Here is a 21,604-nt window from a genome sequence, read left to right as displayed (position 1 = left end):
TTTAGGTAAAAATAGGAATGGTTATATTTTTTTACTACTTAATACAACTCCACTTACTACATATAAGATAGATGCAATATAAAAAATCGTACCAATCGTAAAGAAATCTACTAAATACCCCGTTACAATAATCGCTACTGCGCCTCCAATTGATGTCCACACATGGTATTTTCCAATCTCATAACCAGCCTTTTCCTGCACAACCTTTCGTGCTAACGACGTTTTCTCAGTATTACGCTGCACAGCACCTAAAACTCCCATTACAACTTGAAGAATATACACATGCCAGACTTCCGTTGCAATTGGAAAACAAAGCATTAATATCGCCATGGACCAAGCGTATATTATTAATAATTTTTGATCACCTACTCTATCAGACGCCTTCCCTACTAACGGATATACAAGTGCTGAAGTTAATGCAAATAAGCCATAAGCCCACCCAAACTGTGAGAAGCTATTTCCAACATTCCGAAGCAATAGAATGTAAAAAGGAAATACCATACTTCCTGCCATCATAATGATGCTTTGTGAGGCTACAAATCTTCTATATGTCATTTCGTATACTCCCTATAAAATAAATTCACAAATCTCTCTTCTGGATCCACTTCCTTCTTCTTCTGAAGAAATTCTTCTATACGAGGATATGCTTTCTTTAGCTGTTCTTTCGTTGGATAAGAATAATACGGTAAATAATAACTACCGTTATGTTTTAAAGTAACATCAATCATCTTCCGAATGACATCCTCTGTTTTCTTCACCTCACTCTCGGAGCGTCCTTGGTTAATTAAAAGCACCAGTGCAAACATATCATCTTTTGCATAGGATAAAACTGCATTTTCATTCTTTTCCACGTAACGAATCGTAATATTGAGCAAGTTCAGTTCTTCTTCACTTAATACGGCACGTAAATCATCTATATATTCCGTGAAGGAATCTATAGGCACAAAGTATTCTTGTAGCACTTCTGTAAGGTTCGGATTTTCATATTCCATAAAAGCACTATCTGATCTCATAACATTATTCCGCGTCTCAAACTGTCCATCTGTACGTTCAAAATAACTTCTTTGTATATCCCAAAATGTATTCTTTCCCCAATCACTATAACGTGATAATCCAAGCAAAAATTTCGGTGCAGCTATAATATTTTCTTCTTTTAATTCACTGTACTCTTCTCTCATATTTTGATTTTGTGCCAATGCATAATCCGTCACATACATCTCTTTTAAAAATGAATTTGGAGCAACAGAAATACGTGCTAAGTGCATACGAACATTTTCTTCTTTTTTCACTTTCTCTTTGAAGTAAGACGTGTATTCTTTATAGTCTATCATTCTCGTATGCATTTCATATAATTCATCATCAGTTAGCTTTAATGTCACATCTAAAATGACACCAAATAACCCGTAACCACCGATGACATATGGAAATAACTCTGCATTTTCTTCTCTACTTATATTACGTACCGTGCCATCTGCCATTAACAATCTAAATGACTCTACTGTATCAATCAATGCTTCATGACGAATATCACGCCCATGTACATTTACACTTAATGAACCACCAACAGTAAAAATGTTTTGAGATTGCATCACTTGAACTGCAAGACCGTATGGATTAATTTTCTTCTGGATATCATTCCACGTGACACCACTTTGAACTGTAATCCGCTTCTTCTCTGGATCGAATGCTAATATTTTATTATACTCTTTCATATCAAGCATCGTACCGTTCGGATAGTACGTCTGTCCGCCTTGGCTATGTTGCATACCTGCAATAGAAATCTTCTCTCTAGAAACATTTGCATCTTGCACGACCTGTTTTAATGAACTTTCATCCTCAGCATGTTCAACACGTTTAATTTTCGTTGGAAGTAACTTTCCTACATCGCTCATAATGGGATGAATTAGTTGCTCTTTATATGTATTTACAGATGTTGCAAGCAACACTGTATAAGCTACAATGACCACCATCATCTTTCTTTTTTTCAAATGACACTCTCCTCTTCTACATCTTTTCCTCTTCATATTGTACCTATTTTCCTATGAAGAAAGTATACAAAAAAGAGGGTCCTTATTTTAGGTCCCCCTCATCAAAACTGTTACTTTGCTGCTGGCAATTTTATTGGGTCAAACTTTTCGTACGACGTATATTTTGCGTTCGTAATAATGTGTGCTTTATCCTTGCCATTACTACTCATAATCATGTCTATCTTTGCTGATTCATATTTAAAATCTTTTGTAATGATATATTCTGCATCCACTTCTTCTATCTTCGCATTTTGTGCTTGTAACATTTTCTTCTGCGTTTCATCCATGCTAGTTAACATACTTTCTGTTTCTTGCCCTTTTAATGTAAATTTCAGTTTATATTTATCTCCGCTTTTCTCCATCTTCATTTTATCTAAAACTACTTCCGGTACTTCTAACTTATCTATAATATCTTGAGTCGCTTTCATTCCACCAGCGTTTAATTGCTCCTCTGGTACGGTTATAACTTCTCCTGTATTAGGGTTTTTTACCTCACCAGCAACTTTACCATCCACAGTATACACTACAACATCTGTACCGGAAATATTCATTTCAGAACGAGAATTCTTTGTCTTTGGCTCTAATTGCATCTTAGCCTTTAATATGTCCATCTCTGTTCCCTCAGCTTTTACGCCTACACCATATGTCATCGTTACATGCTCTTCATTTTTAAAAGCTTCGTTCGTTTTCTTGAAAACATCCTTCGCTGCTAATTCCTTTTCTTTTTGAACTGATTCTTTTTTCGGCTCATCCGTCTTTGCTGTTTTCTCATTACTACACCCTACCCCTAGACTGATTGCAAGTACTAAACTTGAAACAAAAATAATTTTTTTCATAATGTCGCCCCCTTTCCCAAAATAATATCACCTCTTTTCCTATGAAATCTATATAATTTTTAATCTATATTCTCTATATAGAGACATGTTTAATGAAGATCTTAAATATGATGTAAATAATAACAACTCATTTCAGGAGGTTATTATGAAGGCGATTATTTGTACACAATATGGACCACCAAACGTTCTCCAGCTTCAAAATGTAGAAAAACCTAAACCTAAAAAGAACGAAGTATTAGTTAAAATTCGCGCAACAAGTGTATCGACTGGAGATTGTAGAATACGTGGCTTTAATAGTCCCCTCTTATTTTGGGTTCCTATGCGGATCATATTAGGTTTTAGAAAACCGAGAAAACCTATACTCGGCGTAGAGTTATCCGGTGAAATCGAAGAAATTGGAACAGATGTAACTCAATTTAAAAAAGGAGACCCAGTTTTTGCATTAACAGAACTAAACCTTGGTGGTTATGCCGAATACACATGCGTGCATGAAAGTGGATTAATAGCATTAAAACCTACCAATGTGACATATGAAGAAGCTGCCGTTATTCCTTTTGGCGGAACTTCAGCATTGCATTTTCTGAGGAAGGGCCGTATAAAAAAAGGGCAACAAGTGCTCATATACGGCGCCTCTGGATCAGTAGGAACAGCTGCTGTACAACTTGCTAAATATTTCGGCGCGACCGTTACAGCTGTTTGTAGTAATTCAAATTTTGAACTAGTGCAATCTTTAGGGACTGATAAAGTAATTGATTATATGAAAGAAGATTTTACTAAACAGGGCGAGAACTACGATATTATATTTGATGCAGTTGGAAAATATAAAAAGTCTCTTTGTACAGACGCATTAATGCCTAATGGAAAATATGTATCTGTTAACGGAATGATGGCAAAGGTCAGTAAAGAAGATATGAACCTACTAAAACAACTAGTTGAAACAGAAAAGCTAAAACCTGTTATTGATAGAACTTACCGATTAGAAGAAGTTGCAGAAGCCCATACGTATGTAGAAATGGGCCATAAGAAAGGAAACGTTTCGATTACCTTAAAATAAAATATATTCAGAAAATAAAGTTGACAATTCCTTTTGTTAGATTTACTATTAGTACCATATTTAAAAACTACATATACATACTCTTATCAAGAGTGGCGGAGGGACTGGCCCGATGATGCCCGGCAACCGAGCTTATAACGTATAAGCTAAGGTGCTAATTCCTGCAAAACGAGTTTTCGTTTTGGAAGATAAGAGAGGAACCTATTTCGTCTATTCGGCACCTCTCTTATTTTGAGAGGTGCTTTTTATTTTGGAACGTATATTAAGGGGGAATTATAGATGAAGAAAGTATTATTGAGCATTGTAAGCGGAGCAGTACTATTATTAGGCGCATGTGGCGCAAATTCAGATAAAGATGTAAAAATATTAGACGAGAAAAAGATTACTGTCGGTGTAACAGGTGGACCACATGAACAAATTTTTGAGAAGATTAAAGAAGTTGCGGCAAAAGACGGTCTCGACATTGATATAAAAATATTTAATGATTACGTAGCACCAAACGTTTCGTTAGATGAAAAAAGTCTTGATGTAAATAGCTATCAAACGAAATCATATTTAGATGTATTTAAAGCCGAACGCAATATGAAATTAACTGAAGTATTTTCAACAGTAACATTCCCAATGGGCGTATATTCTAAAAGCTTAAAAGATGTAAAAGAATTAAAAGAGGGCGATGCAATCGCTGTACCAAATGACCCAACGAATGAACTTCGAGCTTTAAAATTATTTGAAAAAGCAGGGGTTTTAAAAGTTGATCCAAAGGCTACAGAAAAAGCGACTGCAAAGGATGTAATTGAAAACCCGAAAAATTTAAAGATTGTTGAATTAGAAGCTTCTCAATTACCAACGCAATTAAGTGAAGTGAAAGCAGCTGCAATTAACACAAACTTTGCATTAGGTGCAAAACTAAATCCAGCGAAAGATTCCATTTTCCGCGAAGGAAAAGATTCACCATACGTGAACTGGGTCGTTGTTCGTACTGAAAATAAAGATGATGCTGTTGTAAGTAAATTAAAGAAAGCTTATCAATCTAAAGAAGTAAAAGAATTTATCGAGAAAAAATTTGATGGTTCAGTTTTACCATCTTGGTAGGAGCTGACGATAATGATTGAATTAAAAAACGTCTCCAAAGTATTTACAACAAAAAAAGGGACTGTTGAGGCTCTTAAGTCTACTTCCCTTAAAGTAGAAAAAGGCGAGGTATTTGGAATCATTGGGTATAGCGGCGCTGGTAAAAGCACATTAATTCGCTGTGTAAATTTATTAGAAAAACCAACGACAGGAAACATCATCGTAAACAACCAAGACTTAACCACTTTATCAACAAAAGAACTAGCAAAAGCGAGGCAAAAAATCGGAATGATTTTTCAAGGATTCAATTTACTTAAAACTGTTACCGTTTATGAAAATATCGCATTGCCGTTACGCCTTGCTGGCATTCCAAAAGCGGAAATTGAAAAAAGAGTAGAAAAATATTTACGCATCGTGGATCTTTTTAACCGTAAAGATGCTTATCCAAGCGAACTTTCTGGCGGCCAGAAACAACGTGTTGCCATCGCTCGTTCACTATCACATGAACCAGAGGTTTTATTAAGTGATGAAGCAACGAGCGCATTAGATCCAGAAACAACTGATTCTATTCTTGATTTATTACTAAAAATTAATGAAGAAATTGGCATCACGATTTTACTCATTACACATGAAATGAATGTCATCCAGCGTATTTGTGACCAGGTTGCCGTTATGGAGCATGGATCTGTAGTCGAAAGTGGGACTGCGAAAGACATTTTTACAAATCCACAACATGTAACAACGAAGAAGTTTGTAAATAGCGCATTTGCAGCTAAAATTCCAGAAGAAGTACAAAAAGAACTACAAACTACTGGTGAAATTGTAACACTTTCTTTTATAGGAAGTTCTTCAGGAGAACCAGCACTAGCTTTCGCCACAAAACGTTTCCAAGTATATCCAAATATTTTATCCGGTAATATTACGCAGCTAAAACATGAGGCATATGGGAAACTTGTCGTTCATATGCAAGGTGAAAAAAATGAAGTAAACCGTGCTTTAGCATTCTTACAAGAGAGAGGTATCATCGTAGAGGGAGGGAAAACAGACTATGGAAAACAAGTCCTTTTTGGATGAATGGGGTGAAGTCATATGGGAAGCAACAATTCAAACATTTCAAATGACATCTATTTCATTACTTATCTCTATCCTTATCGCATTACCGCTCGGCGTTACACTTGTTTTGACGAGACCCGGTGGACAGCGAGAAAATAAACTTATCTATCCTATTCTTAATACAGTTATTAATGTCATTCGCTCTCTTCCATTTATCATTCTATTATTCTTCATTTTACCTTTTACGAAGTTCCTAATGGGAACATCCATTGGCGTGCAAGGTGTTATCGTACCACTTGTCGTCTTCACAGCTCCTTATATTGCACGCTTAATGGAGACAGCTTTACTAGAAGTGGATCGTGGTGTTATTGAAGCTTACCAAGCAATGGGAGTCTCTACTATAAAAATCATTTGGCACGTCATGGTTAAAGAAGCACGCCCATCTCTTGTGCTCGGATTAACGATCGCAACAATCGGCTTAATTGGCGCAACAGCGATGGCTGGTCTTGTAGGGGCTGGCGGGCTAGGGGACTTGGCATATCGCTTCGGACATTTACGCTATGAACCTGAAGTAATGTATGCAACCGTCTTTATTTTAATTATCCTCGTTCAAGGATTACAATCTTTAGGGAATGGTGTTGCACGAAGATTGAAGAAAGATTAGAAAGAAGGCATCTCACCGAAAGGAGATGCCTTCTTTTTACCTTTTAAATCCACCTTCCGAATGAATCACTTGTCCCGTAATCCACTCTGCTTCTTCACTTACTAAAAACTTTATGAGTCTAGCTGCATCCTTTGGCTCACCAATTCTGCCCAGAGGAAACATCGGCTTTAATCCTTGCTTTATCTCTTCAGTCATCCATCCTGTACTAGTTGGATCTGGGTTAATTGCATTCACTGTTATTCCTAAATGGGCTACTTCTGCTGACAACGTACTGGTAAGAGCATCAATAGCTCCTTTCGTTGTTGCATACGCCAGTTCTCCTGCCATAGGCCCTTGAAATTGCCCCGAAGTCATATTCACAATTCTACCACCAAATTTCTTATCAAATCCTCGGGCAAATTGACTACTTAACAATGTAGTCGCACGAACATTTACCATGTAATGCTTATCCAGCTCTTCAGCAGACAAATTAGAGAAATCATTATTCGTAGAATATGCTGCATTATTAATTAATATATGAGGGTAGCCTAGTTGTTCAGTAACCCTATTTATAAGCTCTTTCGGTGCATCATTTTGAGTTAAATCTAACTCCATGCTCGATACTTTAACACCTTTTTGTATTAGCTCTTCTTTTAATTGTATTTGTTCATTTTGCTCAACGCCCCAAGGCATCTCTTTATCGTAAGCTGTCCAATACGTAAAAAATATATCGTATCCAGCCTCTGCTAACTCTGTGCAAATAGCTGCTCCTATACCGTCTAGACGACTTACACCTGTAACAACTGCTACTTTATTTTTTAATTGATTCATCATATACTCCTCCAATTTTAAAGGACGCATATTTTATATGAGAGATATAAATTTCCCCACAAAAAAGATAGATACATAATAGGCCTATCCTTACCGAAGGAATGACTACGCCAAATATGCAGTCCTTGAATGATTTACAGATAGCTAAATAAACCCTCACTTATGAGAGAAAAATAATCTATCCAATTGCTAATCATTACAAGTTCATCCACATATCTAGTCTTTGCCTCCTTTTGATATATCTCTATTATTAGTCTATCAAAAAAGATGAAATGTTACAAAAAATAAAACAATTACTCACAACATATATTCGTTCACATTTCCTCCATTGTGAATTTATTCACAATGAATATATAATAAACATGTAAATACAATATTGGAGGGATTTCAATGGTTATCAATTTTTTAAGAACTGATAAACGTGCTACTTTCATATTATTACTTTTACGTCTTTACATAGGATATTCTTGGATTACTGCTGGAATAGGGAAAGTTTTAGGACAATCTTTTGATGCCAGCGGTTTCCTCAAAGGCGCCATCGCCCAAGCATCAGGCGATCACCCCGCAGTACAAGGCTGGTGGGCGGATTTCCTTCAAAACTTTGTTCTTCCGCACGCAGACTTATTTAGCTTTTTCGTACAATGGGGGGAAATCTTAGTAGGTTTAGGTTTAATTTTAGGTGGATTAACAAAAACTGCTGCATTCTTTGGAATCATAATGAATCTTTCATTCTTATTAAGTGGAACTGTTAGTGTAAACCCAAACATGCTTGTTTTAACTATGTTCATTTTAATTGCAGGTCATAATGCTGGACGTATTGGATTAGACGGTTATGTTTTCCCTAAACTTTTCCGGAAAAACAACCACGAAACATATAAATTAAGTAAAACTGCGTAGTAACAGTTTACTTTTAAAATATAAGTAAGAAAAGAGCCTAAGTATAGGCTCTTTTCTTACTTACTCCAAATTTAAACTCTTAACGAACCGCGAAACCCTCTAGCAGCATAATAGGAATCTGCTCCATTGTGGTACACAAAAACGTGTCCAAAGCGATAATCGCAAAATAGAGCGCCACCGAGTTCGCGAATATCTGAAGGCGTTTGTACCCAGCTTGATGATTTCATATCGAAATCCCCAATTTGTTGCAAATCTCGATATTGTTCTTCAGTTAATAATTCAATGCCCATAGCAGTTGCCACATCAATGACATTATTTTCTGGTTTATGTTTTTTTCTTGACTCTAACGCTTCAAGATCATAACAAAGACTTCTGCGGCCTTTAGGACTCTCCTTTGAACAATCATAGAAAGTATACTCGTCCTTCTCTTTATCATAACCAACAACATCCGGCTCACCGCCAGTTACTTCCATTTCATTAAGTGACCATAATTTCTCAGCATTAACATCCAGCTTCGCTTCAACTTTAGCCCATTCAAGACCTTCATGACGATTCATATTCTTCTCAAAACGAGCTTTCAATACTTTGAATAATTGTTCACGCTGTTCTACTGGTAACACATTTTTATTTTCTGTCATATTAGTCCTCCGAATTACATTTCCTTATAATCATAATGGTTTGCATGCAGTTTACAACAAATTATATAATTTGTTGTATCTCTTTTTCAACAATATGACCCGATTGTACAACGAAAAATCCCTGTACGAATATCCATTATATAGTACGAAAGCCCTCCATACTTTCTCCAAGAATATAATGTGAAAACCACATCAAGTTCTGCTTCATAATAGCTACTCTCATTCCTGGCTGATCAGAACTATATGCCATTCCTTTAAATATAATTAATTCTGTATCAACTTCCATATCTCTTAATCCTTCATATAGCTCATATGCATTTGTAGTTGGAATTCTTGCATCCTTTTCCCCATGTTGAATTAAGGTAGGCGTACAAGCTGATTTAATATATGTCATTGGTGATGTCTTCGTATAGATCCCCGGATCATTCCATGGAGTATTTCCTAAATACATTCTAATAAAGTAAGGGATATCTGTATTTACATAATGGGTACTCCAGTTCGTAATTCCGCCCCCAACTGAAATAGCTTTAAATCTACTACTAAATGTAGAACAGAAAGCTGATATATATCCTCCGTTACTCCATCCCATAACTCCTACTGTATCTTTATCTACAATCCCTTGATCAACTAGTTTATCCACCCCTGATATAACATCATCATAGTCAGCGATTCCCTGTTTTCTGTAGTTTGCTTTTAAGAATTCATTACCATAACCTGAACTTCCTCTGTAGTTTGGCTCTAAAACGATAAAGCCTTTTTCGATAAACTGTTCAATCGGATATTTCTCATTGAAGCTGTCTGAAAATATCGGAAAGGATGCCCAAGCCGGACCACCATGAATTACTACTAATAAAGGATATTTTTTATTTGAGTCAAACTCTGCTGGGGTTGATAACACACCCTCAATTTCAAGGCCATCTCTACTTTTCCATGAGATGATTTCCCTATTACTTTTAAGCTTGTCTTCGAAAAAGCTATTTTCATCCGTTATTCTTTTATCATCCAAATAGATTTCAAAGGTTTCATTTGTTATAGCCTTATTATAGGTTATATGATTTCCATCCTTTGTTATAGAGGCATCCATTATAAAGCCATCTACCTTGTCGCTTAATGCTTCCACAGTGCCATCTTCAGCTAGTAATCCAATACGATAATTCGTTTTATCCTGCCATCTAATTAAAATTCCTTTAGCTGTCCACTGTAATGGCGTAACCGTACTATCAAAATTTGTTAGAGGCTGAATTACCTCTCCAGTATTCATATCATATATCTCTAATGTATTATCTTGTATATGATTTCTATAGTAATCCTTCTCTCTTATGCTTGCTGAGTAACATATTTTATCGCCCTCAGGAGAAAAGCAGATGCTCGCTCCTAACAACGTATCTATATTCATCTTTTGTAGTTCCCCAGCTTCAACATCTAATATATATATATCACCATTCATATAATCGTTTAGGCTTGGTGTAGCCATACATACAACCTTTTTCCCATTATTTGAAATATCAAAGTTATGTATATAAAAATCCTTACCGTCCGTTAGTTGATAAACACCGCTAACCTTCCGTTCCTGTTTATCATTTTGTTTCACTTTTTCTATTTCAATGTAGTATAAACAATTATTCTGATGTTCCTTACCTACATGATGGAAATCTCCATATCGTTCCTTACGTTTCTTTATCTCCTCACATTCTTTTGACTGTGCAATATAATAAAAACCTTTACCAGTAGGCTCCCATTTGAAATTACTGACTCCTTCTTTCTCATCAGTAATTTGAACCTCACTATAGCCGTCTAGTGACTTAAAAAAGATCTGATTTTTCCCATCTCCAACAGGGCTAAGATATGCGATACCCTTAGAATCTGGAGACCATAATGGATGTGTACTATCTATATCTCCAATTGTTAATGGGTAACTCTTCCCCTTTTCCTTTTCATATATCCATACATGGTTTCTATATGTATTGTCTTTCCAGTTAGCTGTCTTTTTAACAAACGCTACATTTTTGCCATCATCACTTATATTTGTACTTGATAAGGCCGGTAATGAAATAATCTCTTCTATACTTAAATATGTTTTTTCTTTCACTTTCATTAATAAACACCCCTCGTCATGTCTAGTCAATTAATGCATCTATACTCCCAAGATTCCCGTTCAATTGGATCAGCTAGGTGTTTCATTCCAAGCTCTTCAGCAATAACAATCGTCTTTTCTTGTAGTAATAAAGAAAACTGTTCATGAATACTTAAAATATTACTAGAAAATTCAGATAAACAAAAGTGATTTCGTTCCAAATCCGATAAAGTGAACCTTTAATCAGTAGGGCTTCTGTCCATTCCCACTGCTAGTTCCTCGCTCCTCTTTAATCCACTTATCGATTTTAAATGTTCTCTTTCTTTTGGACACAAAAACACCCCTTTAGATAAAAATATCCAAAGGGGTGAGGCTTCACAAATTTATTTCAAATCTACCAACCTTCTACTCAACCGTAACAGATTTAGCTAAGTTACGTGGCTTATCAACGTCACACTCGCGGTGAAGTGCTGCGTAGTATGAGATAAGTTGTAATGGAATAACTGCTACTAGCGGTGCTAGTGCTTCGTGTACAGCTGGTAATACGAAGCTGTCTCCTTCCATTTCTAAGCCTTTCATTGAGATGATACATGGGTTAGCTCCGCGTGCTACTACTTCTTTCACGTTACCGCGAATTCCAAGGTTTACGTGCTCTTGTGTAGCAAGTGCGATAACTGGTGTACCATTTTCGATTAAAGCGATTGTACCGTGTTTTAATTCTCCTCCAGCAAATCCTTCTGCTTGGATGTAAGAGATTTCTTTTAGTTTTAACGCACCTTCTAATCCTACGTAGAAGTCTACGCTACGTCCGATGAAGAAACAGTTACGCGTTGTTGCTAAAAATTGTTTTGCTAATGCGTCCATTTCTTCTTTTTGATCACAAAGTTCTATCATTGCATTTGCTACAATTCCTAGTTCGTGTGTTAAGTCGAAATCAAGAACTTCACCTTTTGCTTTAGCAATGTCAGCCGCTAAGATTGAAAGTACTGCAAGTTGTGCTGTGTAAGCTTTCGTTGATGCAACCGCAATTTCTGGTCCAGCGTATAGTGGAAGTGTATAGTCAGCTTCACGAGAAAGCGTAGAACCAGGTACGTTTGTAATTGTTAATGCTTTATGACCCATTTCATTTGTTTGCACAAGTACTGCACGGCTATCAGCTGTTTCACCACTTTGTGAAATGTAAATGAAGAATGGTCTTTCTGTTAATAATGGCATGTTGTAAGAGAATTCACTTGCTACGTGTACTTCAACTGGTGTTTTTGCAAACTTCTCGATAAATTGTTTTCCAACAAGACCTGCATGATAACTCGTTCCACATGCAATGATGTAAATACGATCGCTATCTAAAATCGCGTTGCGGATATCTTGATCTAATTCAATTTCGCCATTTTCATCTTGATACTTTTGAATAATATTACGGATTACAAGTGGTTGCTCATCAATTTCTTTAAGCATGAAATGAGGATATGTTCCCTTTTCAATGTCACTTGCATCTAATTCCGCTGTAAACGGTGCACGTTCAATCGTTTCACCTTGTAAGTTTTTAATTGTAATGCTTTCTTTCGTTACGATTACGATTTCTTTATCCATTAACTCAATAAATTGATCTGTAACTTGTAACATCGCCATAGCGTCGCTCGCCACAACATTAAAGTTGTCACCAACACCTACTAATAGCGGGCTTTTGTTTTTAGCAACATAAATCATGTTTGGATTTTCAGCATCAAGTAATCCGATTGCATAAGAGCCATGTAAAAGAGATAGCGTATTACGGAACGCTTCTTCTACACTTAATCCTGTGCTCACTTGTTGTTCCATAAGCTGTACGATAATTTCTGTATCTGTTTCACTTACGAACGTTACATCTTGTAAATATTCCTTTTTCACTAATTCATAGTTTTCAATTACACCGTTATGAACTAGTGTAAAGCGCTTTGATGTACTTTGATGCGGATGCGCGTTTACCTTACTTGGAACACCGTGTGTAGCCCAGCGTGTATGTCCGATACCTACGCTTGCTGCTACGTTCTCATCTACGATTTCGCGAAGTTTTGCAATACGGCCTTTTTCTTTGTACACAACAACACCGTTCTCTGCTTGTACTGCAATACCTGCTGAATCATATCCACGATATTCTAGTTTTTCTAAACCTTTTAATAAAATTTCCTTTGCATCTTGTTCTCCAATAAATCCTACGATTCCACACATGTTTAGTCGCCGTTACAAATGCTTACACTGCTTTGCGAACATGTAACGACATAGTCCGATACCATTTTTATTTATACTAAAAAACGGATTACATATTGCTAGCCCTGTAAGCTTGTAACGGCTTTCACCTTCCTCTCGATTGGGTTTAAGTCCGTATATACTTATACAGCTAGTTTTCATCCGTTCCTTTTCTCTCATCACACTTTCACCTTTGTCCATTAAGTCACCTTAATGATTTAAGTAAAAGCTTGCGGTTATGATGAACAACCGGGAGTCATCCGCCGAAATCTCGATAAAACTCCACCTCGTCAACTACACTACTTGTAGTTCTGGCGCTTTTATAATTTACAACATTTACTTTGAGAAAAAGAACAAGACAATCTTATAACAAACATTATAAACCGTCAATGAAATTTTTTTCATCGTCTTTAAAACATATGAAAAAGGAGCACTTCTTGTGCTCCTTTTAAAATAAATTCAACAAATTATTAAGCGCCAACTTCAGCTTTAACAACTTCTACAATACGATGTACATATGCATTACAAACTTCTTGTGTCGGTGCTTCTGCCATTACACGAATAAGCGGTTCTGTTCCAGATGGACGCACAAGAATGCGGCCATCACCGTTCATTTCTTCTTCTACAACACGAATAATTTCTTTAATTTTTTCATTTTCTAATGCTAATTTTTTATCTGTTACACGAACATTTACTAGTAATTGTGGGAATTTCGTCATTTCTCCTGCAAGCTCAGATAATGGCTTTTTCGTCATTTTCATGATGTTTACAAGTTGAAGTGCACTTAACATTCCATCACCAGTTGTAATGTAATCAAGTAAGATAATGTGACCTGATTGTTCTCCGCCTAAGTTGTAACCACCGCGTTTCATTTCTTCCATTACGTAGCGATCACCAACTGCAGTTTTGTCACTTGTAATATTGTTTGCTTCAAGTGCTTTGTAGAAACCTAAGTTACTCATAACAGTTGAAACAACTGTATTGTGCTTTAGTTGGCCAGTTTCTTTCATGTACTTCGCACAAATAAACATAATTTGATCGCCATCAACGATGTTTCCTTTTTCATCTACAGCGATTAAACGGTCACCATCACCATCAAAAGCAAGACCGATATCAGCACCTTTTTCTTTCACTAATTCTGCTAGGCCTTCAGGATGCGTAGAACCTACTCCAGCATTAATATTCATACCATTCGGTGAAGTTCCCATTGTTGAAATATCAGCTTCTAAATCCGCAAATAAGTACGGCGCTAAAGAAGACGTTGCACCATGTGCACAATCTAAAGCGATATGTAAACCAGAGAAATCTTCTTCTACAGTTTGTTTAATGTATTGTAAATATTTTTGTCCACCTTCAAAGTAATCGCTCACTTGTCCAAGGTTAGTACCTGTTGGACGTGGCAATTCATCAACTTCTTTGTCTAATAAAGCTTCGATTTCTGCTTCTTGCTCATCTGTTAATTTAAAACCGTCTGAACCGAAGAATTTAATTCCGTTATCTTGTACCGGATTATGAGATGCAGAAATCATCACACCCGCTTGTGCGCCTAACGCCTTTGTTAAATAAGCAACACCCGGTGTAGAAATAACACCAAGGCGCATTACTTCTGCTCCAGTTGATAATAGACCTGCTACTAAAGCTCCTTCTAACATATGACCAGATACACGTGTATCACGACCGATAATTACTTTTGGACGATCTGTATCTTTTGTTAATACATAACCACCAAAACGTCCAATTTTGAAAGCTAATTCAGGTGTTAATTCCTCATTCGCAACTCCACGTACTCCATCTGTACCAAAATATTTACCCATTATGATTCGCTCCTTTTTCTTGCTCTTTTTGATTATCTACCGTTGGTTCTTGACTAAGTTCTTTATCTTTATCTTTGTCTTTTTCTTTGTCCTGGTCTTTTTCTGGATTAGTTTCAGGATCTTTTGGTTTTTCAGTTTGATTATCTTGATTATTATTTGAATCTGGTTGTTCACCATTACCCTGTACTTCTTGATCTGGCTTTTCTTTCTTCACAATAGTAACTTTAGCACTTTTTTGTTTTGGCTCTATTGAAATATTACCAGGACCGCTCACTTGAATCGAAACATCCTTCGTCCCTGGCGATACATTTTGCAAATTAATTACCGCTGTTATTTGAGCAGCTGTTATTTTATCTACTATACTTGCTTCTCCTGAAATATCAACGCTTATCTTTCCATCCTGTGGCGAAAGTAGCTGAGCAGTGACATCTTTAGAAACTCCATTTTTTTGAATCGAGACACCTTCAATTGTTCTAGTTTTTGTTTGTTTTACTTTTTGTACCCCTACGGAAACCCTCACTTGATTTGGTTTAGAACTCGTTACACCCTTTGGCAATAAAACAGAGGTATCGAATGTTGTAGACTCAGTCAATTGACTAAGATCTACTTCGACCCCCTCTATCGATTGTATATTATCCAAAATATCTTTTGGACCCGCTATCGTTACTTCTCTCGGTTCAACGCTAATATTTGTAACGGCCAATCCTTCTGGTAAACTCCCCTTTTTCGTATACGTTACAGGAACAGTTTTTTCCGTATTATTGGCCGTAGCTTGCGTCGCCACATTCAACGTTACACTAATTTTAGATGGACTTGTTCTTACATTTAAACGTTTTCCTTCTTTATTGTATAATGTAACTTCAGCTGTTTTTGTAACAGTTTTATTAACACCTTTTAAATCAATATACGCCTTAGCAGATGAAATACTTTCGATTTCTTCTTTCGTCCCAACTACCTCAACAGTATCAGGTTTAATGTTTGATTTTTCGAGAGTAGCACCCGCTGGCATCTGATCCTCATTTGATAACTTTAAGTCTACATGAACATATTTTCTCGCTTTTTCATGAAGAGTAACTTTAATTGTTGATGGCTGAACTGTTCCCTTCACATCATCTGGAAGCCCGTTCGTTTTCAAAGAAACTTCATAAGTCCCTTTTGGACTATCTCGCAAATCAACCGTTATATCAAATTGTTTTTTTGCTTTTGCTGTAGCAACTGCTGCTTTTGGGCCTTCTAACTTCACCTTAACGCCCTCTGCCGGAATACCACTTACAATATATTTATCTTCATCATACTTAAGGTTAATAGCATGATTAGTTAATGTTTCTTTCGTATCATTTGCGAAAGGTAATATACCCGATGTCGTATTCTTTTCAGTTAAAGTTGCGGACATAAAAAGCATACACGCCAATAGTAATGAGATTCCTTTTAAAAACCAATGATTCTCCATTAACTTATCCATGACGCTTTCTCCTCCAATTCCATAAAGACGAAGAAGTCGTTTTTTCGTTCCCACTAAATTCTGCTAATAACATATCCTTCAGTTGTTCTGTCTTCAAATCACGATGCAACTTACCATTTTTCGTTAAAGAAATTTGGCCTGTTTCTTCAGATACAACTACTGTAATACTATCAGTGACTTCACTAACTCCCATTGCAGCACGATGCCTTGTTCCTAACTCTTTAGAAATAAAGGGGCTTTCTGATAATGGAAGATAACAAGCCGCTGCTTTAATTGTACTTCCTTGCATAATTACGGCTCCGTCGTGAAGAGGCGTATTTGGAATGAAAATATTAATGAGTAACTCCGATGATACATTTGCATTTAACGGAATACCCGTTTCCACATAATCACCCATTCCGGTCTCTTTTGACAACGTAATTAATGCACCAATTCTACGTTTTCCCATATATTCCGTTGCTTTTGCTATCGATGTTGCAACAATTTCAGGTTCATCATCCTCCTGAGTTCCAACACGCGAAAATAAACTTCCGCGTCCTAGCTGCTCAAGTGCTCTTCGCAATTCTGGCTGGAAGATAATAATAACGGCTAAAAATCCCCACGTTAATACTTGTTCCGTTAGCCAATAAAGCGTATGCAATTCAAGGAAAATACTAATCATCCGAACGACAATAATAACTGTAATCCCCTTTAAAAGTTGAACAGCTTTTGTCCCTCGGATTATAAGAATTAGCTTATATATAATAAACCATACAACGGCAATATCTAATACCGTACTAAGATATTTCAAAATGGTCGTATCTTCAAAAGGCATGCTAACCCTTCCTCCTACTTACGAGCAATTCTATCCATATATTGAAATATTGTTTTATGCTCTATCTGTATGTATTTCCAACAACTAGTTAATTATACCATACATGAAACAAACGACAATTACAAACAACCCCCTTTAAATCAAATTGGTAAGATGTCAAACAATCTTATCGTACAGTATAATATAAATCATTATTATACGTCTATTTTCAAATAAAAAAAGCAACTTCTCAGTTGCTTTTCTTACATTTATTTTAGTTTTTCACCGAATAAAGAACCCATTAAAGCAACCGCGGTTGTTGCCGTTCTATTTCTCTCATCTAAAATCGTATTTACTTCAACAAACTCAGCAGATGTAACAATATCAGCTTCCGCTAACATTTCCATCGCTAAATGACTTTCACGATACGATAGACCACCAATTACAGGCGTTCCAACTCCCGGTGCATCATGAGGATCAAGACCATCTAAATCTAATGATAGATGTACACCATCAGTATGAGATAAATAAGCAATTGTTTCTTCCATAACAGCCGTCATACCCATACGATCAATTTCATGCATTGAGAATACTTTAATACCTTCATTGCGAATAAAGTCTTTTTCTCCTTCATCCAATGCACGTGCACCGATAATTACAACGTTCTCTTTTTTCACCTTTGGATATGCCCCGTATAAGTCTACAAGCGTGGGATGTCCATAGCCTAAACTTGCTGCAAGTGACATTCCATGAATATTACCAGATGGTGAAGTTTCCTCCGTATTTAAATCTCCATGTGCATCATACCAAATAACACCTAAATTTTTATAATGTTTTGCCACACCAGCTAGTGTACCAATTGCGATACTATGGTCACCACCTAATACAAGTGGAAAACGACCTTCTTCTATAATATGATCCACCTTACTTGCCAATTCATTACATACAGTCGCAACTTGTGTAAGGTTTCTTAATTTTGTATTTTCATCAACTTCTTTTTCTCTCTCTATACATATATCTCCCATATCTTTAATGTTATATCCAATTTCTTCAATTCTTTCAATTACCCCTGCATAACGGATCGCGCTCGGGCCCATATCAACTCCACGACGCATCTGTCCTAAATCCATTGGAACTCCAATAACTGAGATTTCTTTTTTCATAGATAGTATCCCCCTTTTATGCCTTCACTAAATATTTTAAATCTTTTATATACTCTGACTCAACTCGACATTTTTCTGTATGGATATACAATTTATTCACTTATATTTATGTTGAAATCCAAATCTTAAGACCATTTTATGTATAAAGTTAACTTAATGAAACAACTGCTATCATTATTATTAGATAATAATAAAAAACACTTCTACATTTAGAAGTGTTTTTTCGATGCAATTTTCCATACTGCTGCAATATTTCTTGCTGTCATTTCAATATTCTCTTTTGCCATCTTATATGCCTCGTCTAGTGCCATTGGAAAAGGCGTAATACTAAATACTGCATCGATTCCCTTTTCGTAAACAACTGGATAATTTGGAGATACCGATCCTCCTATAGCAATCACAGGAATATGAAGACGTTTCGCTCGCCCCGCGACACCAACAGGAGCCTTTCCATATGCTGTTTGTTCATCTATTCTACCTTCACCAGTTATAATTAAATCCGCATCTTCTATATGCTTATCAAAATTTGTATGATCCAATACAATTTCAATACCCTTTCGTAAGCTCCCCTTTAACACTGCAATAACAGCTGCTCCCATACCTCCTGCCGCTCCTGCACCAGGTATTTCAGATACATCCAAAGATACATATCGTTTAAGAATAGTCGCATAATGCTTTAAATTCTCATCTAGCCTTTTCAGCATCTCTACATCCCCACCCTTTTGAGCACCAAACACGAAAGATGCCCCTCTCATTCCGACTAATGGATTATTTACATCACACGCCGCTTCTATCGTTATCTCCTTTAGGCGTGAATCCATTCGTGAAAAATCAATCGTGACAATCGAATGTAATGTTCCTCCAGATGGATCTATTGCTTCACCCTTTTCATCTATAAACCTTACTCCTAAAGCCGATAACATACCTGCTCCACCATCATTTGTAGCGCTTCCTCCAAGCCCCAAAATAATATGCTTAACTCCTTGGTCTAGCGCATGTAATATAAGCTCTCCTGTCCCTTTTGACGTTGTAATGAATGGATTTCGCTTTTCAACCGGTACGTGTTGTAGTCCAGATGCCGATGCCATTTCAATAAACGCTGTCTTTTTATCTGTAGAAATGCCATAAAAAGCTTGTACGCCTTCTCTAAGCGGTCCTGTCACATAAAGTGATACAACGCTTCCTCCTGTGGCATCAACAAGTGAATCAACAGTTCCTTCCCCACCATCTCCAATTGGTATTTTTACATACTCTGCTTTAGGAAAAATTGCTCCAAAACCTCTTTCAATAGCTTCACATACTTCTATAGCCTTTAGACTTTCTTTGTATGAATCAGATGCAATGACAACTTTCACAATTATCCCCCATCCTTTATTTTTACGTTTTCTTCATTTTAAACGACAAATATGAAAGTTGTCTTTTTAAACACAAAAAAAGCGTACATCATATGATGTACACTTTCTCTATTTATATGGAGCCTAGCGGGATCGAACCGCTGACCTCCTGCGTGCAAGGCAGGCGCTCTCCCAGCTGAGCTAAGGCCCCGTAGTAATAAAGCGGAAGACGGGATTCGAACCCGCGACCCCAACCTTGGCAAGGTTGTATTCTACCACTGAACTACTTCCGCGAAAATGGTGAGCCATGAAGGATTCGAACCTTCGACCCTCTGATTAAAAGTCAGATGCTCTACCAACTGAGCTAATGGCTCGTAAATGGCTGGGCTAGCTGGATTCGAACCAGCGCATGACGGAGTCAAAGTCCGTTGCCTTACCGCTTGGCTATAGCCCATTAATATTTACTAGTATGCTTATCTTCTCAAAAAAATAAACCCTCTCAGGTTATTTTAAAGAAAATGGTGGAGGGGGGCAGATTCGAACTGCCGAACCCGAAGGAGCGGATTTACAGTCCGCCGCGTTTAGCCACTTCGCTACCCCTCCGACATTTAAACATATATGGTGGAGGATGACGGGATCGAACCGCCGACCCCCTGCTTGTAAGGCAGGTGCTCTCCCAGCTGAGCTAATCCTCCAAAAGTGGTGACCCGTACGGGATTCGAACCCGTGTTACCGCCGTGAAAGGGCGGTGTCTTAACCACTTGACCAACGGGCCAAAAATTTAAAAACTTTTTCCAAGCTTCCAACCGGGGTTGAACCGGTGACCTCTTCCTTACCATGGAAGTACTCTACCAGCTGAGCTATGGAAGCATAATGGCTCCGCAGGTAGGAATCGAACCTACGACCGATCGGTTAACAGCCGATAGCTCTACCGCTGAGCTACTGCGGAATAATACAAGCCTGGCAACGTCCTACTCTCACAGGGACAAGGTCCCAACTACCATCGGCGCTAGAGAGCTTAACTTCCGTGTTCGGTATGGGAACGGGTGTGACCTCTCTGCCATCATTACCAGACTTTTATCATTATACACATTCTTTTCAGAATGTCAAAAGGAATTTTAAATATATATTCCTTCAAAACTAGATAACATTTGCTACATATTATATGGTTAAGTCCTCGATCTATTAGTATTCGTCAGCTCCACATGTCACCATGCTTCCACCTCGAACCTATCAACCTGATCATCTTTCAGGGATCTTACTAGCTTACGCTATGGGAAATCTCATCTTGAGGGGGGCTTCATGCTTAGATGCTTTCAGCACTTATCCCTTCCGCACATAGCTACCCAGCTATGCCCTTGGCAGAACAACTGGTACACCAGCGGTGCGTCCATCCCGGTCCTCTCGTACTAAGGACAGCTCCTCTCAAATTTCCTACGCCCACGACGGATAGGGACCGAACTGTCTCACGACGTTCTGAACCCAGCTCGCGTACCGCTTTAATGGGCGAACAGCCCAACCCTTGGGACCGACTACAGCCCCAGGATGCGATGAGCCGACATCGAGGTGCCAAACCTCCCCGTCGATGTGGACTCTTGGGGGAGATAAGCCTGTTATCCCCGGGGTAGCTTTTATCCGTTGAGCGATGGCCCTTCCATGCGGAACCACCGGATCACTAAGCCCGACTT

At 37.5% G+C, this 21,604-nt stretch carries 19 protein-coding genes, 9 tRNA genes, 2 rRNA genes and 1 riboswitch (1 of these 31 running past the window's edge); of the genes, 5 read left to right on the top strand and 25 right to left on the bottom strand.

Features of this window, described 5'->3' with window-relative positions:
* Positions 1 to 21: 21 nt before the first annotated feature.
* The 3 genes from ACUN26_RS24920 to ACUN26_RS24910 form a co-directional block, all read right to left on the bottom strand.
* Positions 22 to 555, bottom strand: a complete 534-nt coding sequence (locus ACUN26_RS24920; RefSeq protein WP_000222357.1) for an MFS transporter — start codon at positions 553 to 555, stop codon at positions 22 to 24.
* Positions 552 to 1,988 carry an FAD-binding oxidoreductase gene (locus ACUN26_RS24915; protein ID WP_000746388.1) on the bottom strand — a complete coding sequence of 479 codons (1,437 nt, stop codon included), beginning with the start codon at positions 1,986 to 1,988 and terminating at the stop codon, positions 552 to 554. Before ACUN26_RS24915 ends, ACUN26_RS24920 begins: the two co-directional genes overlap by 4 nt.
* A 110-nt stretch (positions 1,989 to 2,098) precedes the next feature.
* On the bottom strand, positions 2,099 to 2,863 hold the full coding sequence (locus ACUN26_RS24910; RefSeq protein WP_000720091.1) for a DUF6612 family protein: 765 nt from the start codon (positions 2,861 to 2,863) through the stop codon (positions 2,099 to 2,101).
* 145 nt (positions 2,864 to 3,008) lie between these two features.
* Between ACUN26_RS24910 and ACUN26_RS24905 the strand changes: the two genes are divergently transcribed.
* From ACUN26_RS24905 to ACUN26_RS24890, 4 genes are all read left to right on the top strand, one after another.
* Positions 3,009 to 3,917 (top strand): NAD(P)-dependent alcohol dehydrogenase, encoded by a 909-nt coding sequence (locus ACUN26_RS24905; protein ID WP_000643901.1) that lies wholly within the window; start codon positions 3,009 to 3,011, stop codon positions 3,915 to 3,917.
* Positions 3,918 to 3,997: 80 nt separating this feature from the next.
* Positions 3,998 to 4,112: riboswitch (SAM riboswitch) on the top strand.
* A gap of 84 nt (positions 4,113 to 4,196) precedes the next feature.
* A complete protein-coding gene (locus tag ACUN26_RS24900) occupies positions 4,197 to 5,009 on the top strand; it encodes a MetQ/NlpA family ABC transporter substrate-binding protein (protein ID WP_000756963.1) in 813 nt (270 codons plus the stop codon).
* Positions 5,010 to 5,021: 12 nt separating this feature from the next.
* Entirely contained in the window at positions 5,022 to 6,062 is a 1,041-nt protein-coding gene (locus tag ACUN26_RS24895) for a methionine ABC transporter ATP-binding protein (RefSeq protein ID WP_000571367.1), read from the top strand.
* Positions 6,037 to 6,705 (top strand): methionine ABC transporter permease, encoded by a 669-nt coding sequence (locus tag ACUN26_RS24890; protein WP_000428866.1) that lies wholly within the window; start codon positions 6,037 to 6,039, stop codon positions 6,703 to 6,705. The genes ACUN26_RS24895 and ACUN26_RS24890 overlap by 26 nt, the downstream gene beginning before the upstream one ends.
* A gap of 36 nt (positions 6,706 to 6,741) precedes the next feature.
* Here ACUN26_RS24890 and ACUN26_RS24885 read toward each other — a convergent pair whose 3' ends face one another.
* Positions 6,742 to 7,518, bottom strand: a complete 777-nt coding sequence (locus ACUN26_RS24885; RefSeq protein WP_002093853.1) for an SDR family oxidoreductase — start codon at positions 7,516 to 7,518, stop codon at positions 6,742 to 6,744.
* 387 nt (positions 7,519 to 7,905) lie between these two features.
* Between ACUN26_RS24885 and ACUN26_RS24880 the strand changes: the two genes are divergently transcribed.
* Positions 7,906 to 8,412, top strand: a complete 507-nt coding sequence (locus tag ACUN26_RS24880) for a DoxX family membrane protein (protein WP_000236354.1) — start codon at positions 7,906 to 7,908, stop codon at positions 8,410 to 8,412.
* A 71-nt stretch (positions 8,413 to 8,483) separates the two neighbouring features.
* Here the strand turns inward: ACUN26_RS24880 and ACUN26_RS24875 are convergent, their stop codons facing one another.
* From ACUN26_RS24875 to ACUN26_RS24775, 21 genes are all read right to left on the bottom strand, one after another.
* Entirely contained in the window at positions 8,484 to 9,050 is a 567-nt protein-coding gene (locus ACUN26_RS24875; protein WP_000138398.1) for a DUF4256 domain-containing protein, read from the bottom strand.
* Between the two features lie 136 nt (positions 9,051 to 9,186).
* Positions 9,187 to 11,145 carry a S9 family peptidase gene (locus tag ACUN26_RS24870; protein ID WP_000864980.1) on the bottom strand — a complete coding sequence of 653 codons (1,959 nt, stop codon included), beginning with the start codon at positions 11,143 to 11,145 and terminating at the stop codon, positions 9,187 to 9,189.
* A 26-nt stretch (positions 11,146 to 11,171) separates the two neighbouring features.
* Complete coding sequence (locus tag ACUN26_RS24865) at positions 11,172 to 11,345, bottom strand: hypothetical protein (protein ID WP_002037801.1); 174 nt, start codon at positions 11,343 to 11,345, stop codon at positions 11,172 to 11,174.
* A 184-nt stretch (positions 11,346 to 11,529) separates the two neighbouring features.
* Entirely contained in the window at positions 11,530 to 13,332 is a 1,803-nt protein-coding gene (gene glmS / locus ACUN26_RS24860) for a glutamine--fructose-6-phosphate transaminase (isomerizing) (protein ID WP_000334150.1), read from the bottom strand.
* 12 nt (positions 13,333 to 13,344) lie between these two features.
* Positions 13,345 to 13,530, bottom strand: a complete 186-nt coding sequence (locus tag ACUN26_RS24855; RefSeq protein ID WP_033657406.1) for a hypothetical protein — start codon at positions 13,528 to 13,530, stop codon at positions 13,345 to 13,347.
* A gap of 290 nt (positions 13,531 to 13,820) precedes the next feature.
* The gene (gene glmM, locus ACUN26_RS24850) at positions 13,821 to 15,164 is read right to left on the bottom strand and encodes a phosphoglucosamine mutase (protein ID WP_000521472.1); all 1,344 of its coding nucleotides are present in this window, start codon (positions 15,162 to 15,164) and stop codon (positions 13,821 to 13,823) included.
* A complete protein-coding gene (locus ACUN26_RS24845) occupies positions 15,157 to 16,626 on the bottom strand; it encodes a CdaR family protein (protein ID WP_000359589.1) in 1,470 nt (489 codons plus the stop codon). The genes glmM and ACUN26_RS24845 overlap by 8 nt, the downstream gene beginning before the upstream one ends.
* Complete coding sequence (gene cdaA / locus ACUN26_RS24840) at positions 16,619 to 17,440, bottom strand: diadenylate cyclase CdaA (protein ID WP_001115710.1); 822 nt, start codon at positions 17,438 to 17,440, stop codon at positions 16,619 to 16,621. The genes ACUN26_RS24845 and cdaA overlap by 8 nt, the downstream gene beginning before the upstream one ends.
* A gap of 248 nt (positions 17,441 to 17,688) precedes the next feature.
* Positions 17,689 to 18,582 (bottom strand): arginase, encoded by an 894-nt coding sequence (gene rocF, locus ACUN26_RS24835; RefSeq protein ID WP_000711576.1) that lies wholly within the window; start codon positions 18,580 to 18,582, stop codon positions 17,689 to 17,691.
* Between the two features lie 209 nt (positions 18,583 to 18,791).
* Entirely contained in the window at positions 18,792 to 19,937 is a 1,146-nt protein-coding gene (locus ACUN26_RS24830) for a glycerate kinase (RefSeq protein ID WP_000869568.1), read from the bottom strand.
* 117 nt (positions 19,938 to 20,054) lie between these two features.
* Positions 20,055 to 20,127: transfer RNA gene (locus tag ACUN26_RS24825), tRNA-Ala, on the bottom strand.
* Between the two features lie 10 nt (positions 20,128 to 20,137).
* Positions 20,138 to 20,209 (bottom strand) — tRNA-Gly (locus ACUN26_RS24820).
* Positions 20,210 to 20,214: 5 nt separating this feature from the next.
* Positions 20,215 to 20,290 (bottom strand) — tRNA-Lys (locus ACUN26_RS24815).
* 5 nt (positions 20,291 to 20,295) lie between these two features.
* Positions 20,296 to 20,370, bottom strand: a tRNA-Gln gene (locus ACUN26_RS24810).
* A gap of 65 nt (positions 20,371 to 20,435) precedes the next feature.
* Positions 20,436 to 20,519, bottom strand: a tRNA-Tyr gene (locus ACUN26_RS24805).
* A gap of 16 nt (positions 20,520 to 20,535) precedes the next feature.
* Positions 20,536 to 20,611 (bottom strand) — tRNA-Val (locus ACUN26_RS24800).
* Between the two features lie 5 nt (positions 20,612 to 20,616).
* Positions 20,617 to 20,691, bottom strand: a tRNA-Glu gene (locus ACUN26_RS24795).
* 22 nt (positions 20,692 to 20,713) lie between these two features.
* Positions 20,714 to 20,786 (bottom strand) — tRNA-Thr (locus tag ACUN26_RS24790).
* A gap of 4 nt (positions 20,787 to 20,790) precedes the next feature.
* Positions 20,791 to 20,865, bottom strand: a tRNA-Asn gene (locus ACUN26_RS24785).
* Positions 20,866 to 20,874: 9 nt separating this feature from the next.
* A 5S ribosomal RNA gene (gene rrf / locus ACUN26_RS24780) occupies positions 20,875 to 20,990 on the bottom strand.
* A gap of 91 nt (positions 20,991 to 21,081) precedes the next feature.
* Positions 21,082 to 21,604 (bottom strand): 23S ribosomal RNA (locus ACUN26_RS24775) (it continues 2,399 nt past the right edge of the window).

This window comes from Bacillus sp. WC2503, from assembly GCF_052682895.1.
Note: the sequence above shows the minus strand (reverse complement) of the source record. Positions and strands in the feature narration are given on the sequence as shown.

Bases quoted from the DNA above. Each gene is read 5' to 3' on its own strand.
- ACUN26_RS24855 (WP_033657406.1), bottom strand. From the start codon at position 13,530: ATGAGAGAAAAGGAACGGATGAAAACTAGCTGTATAAGTATATACGGA.
- ACUN26_RS24885 (WP_002093853.1), bottom strand. From the start codon at position 7,518: ATGATGAATCAATTAAAAAATAAAGTAGCAGTTGTTACAGGTGTAAGT.
- ACUN26_RS24870 (WP_000864980.1), bottom strand. From the start codon at position 11,145: ATGAAAGTGAAAGAAAAAACATATTTAAGTATAGAAGAGATTATTTCA.
- ACUN26_RS24905 (WP_000643901.1), top strand. From the start codon at position 3,009: ATGAAGGCGATTATTTGTACACAATATGGACCACCAAACGTTCTCCAG.
- glmS (WP_000334150.1), bottom strand. From the start codon at position 13,332: ATGTGTGGAATCGTAGGATTTATTGGAGAACAAGATGCAAAGGAAATT.
- ACUN26_RS24910 (WP_000720091.1), bottom strand. From the start codon at position 2,863: ATGAAAAAAATTATTTTTGTTTCAAGTTTAGTACTTGCAATCAGTCTA.
- glmM (WP_000521472.1), bottom strand. From the start codon at position 15,164: ATGGGTAAATATTTTGGTACAGATGGAGTACGTGGAGTTGCGAATGAG.
- ACUN26_RS24920 (WP_000222357.1), bottom strand. From the start codon at position 555: ATGACATATAGAAGATTTGTAGCCTCACAAAGCATCATTATGATGGCA.
- ACUN26_RS24875 (WP_000138398.1), bottom strand. From the start codon at position 9,050: ATGACAGAAAATAAAAATGTGTTACCAGTAGAACAGCGTGAACAATTA.
- ACUN26_RS24880 (WP_000236354.1), top strand. From the start codon at position 7,906: ATGGTTATCAATTTTTTAAGAACTGATAAACGTGCTACTTTCATATTA.
- ACUN26_RS24890 (WP_000428866.1), top strand. From the start codon at position 6,037: ATGGAAAACAAGTCCTTTTTGGATGAATGGGGTGAAGTCATATGGGAA.
- ACUN26_RS24845 (WP_000359589.1), bottom strand. From the start codon at position 16,626: ATGGATAAGTTAATGGAGAATCATTGGTTTTTAAAAGGAATCTCATTA.
- ACUN26_RS24895 (WP_000571367.1), top strand. From the start codon at position 5,022: ATGATTGAATTAAAAAACGTCTCCAAAGTATTTACAACAAAAAAAGGG.
- cdaA (WP_001115710.1), bottom strand. From the start codon at position 17,440: ATGCCTTTTGAAGATACGACCATTTTGAAATATCTTAGTACGGTATTA.
- ACUN26_RS24900 (WP_000756963.1), top strand. From the start codon at position 4,197: ATGAAGAAAGTATTATTGAGCATTGTAAGCGGAGCAGTACTATTATTA.
- rocF (WP_000711576.1), bottom strand. From the start codon at position 18,582: ATGAAAAAAGAAATCTCAGTTATTGGAGTTCCAATGGATTTAGGACAG.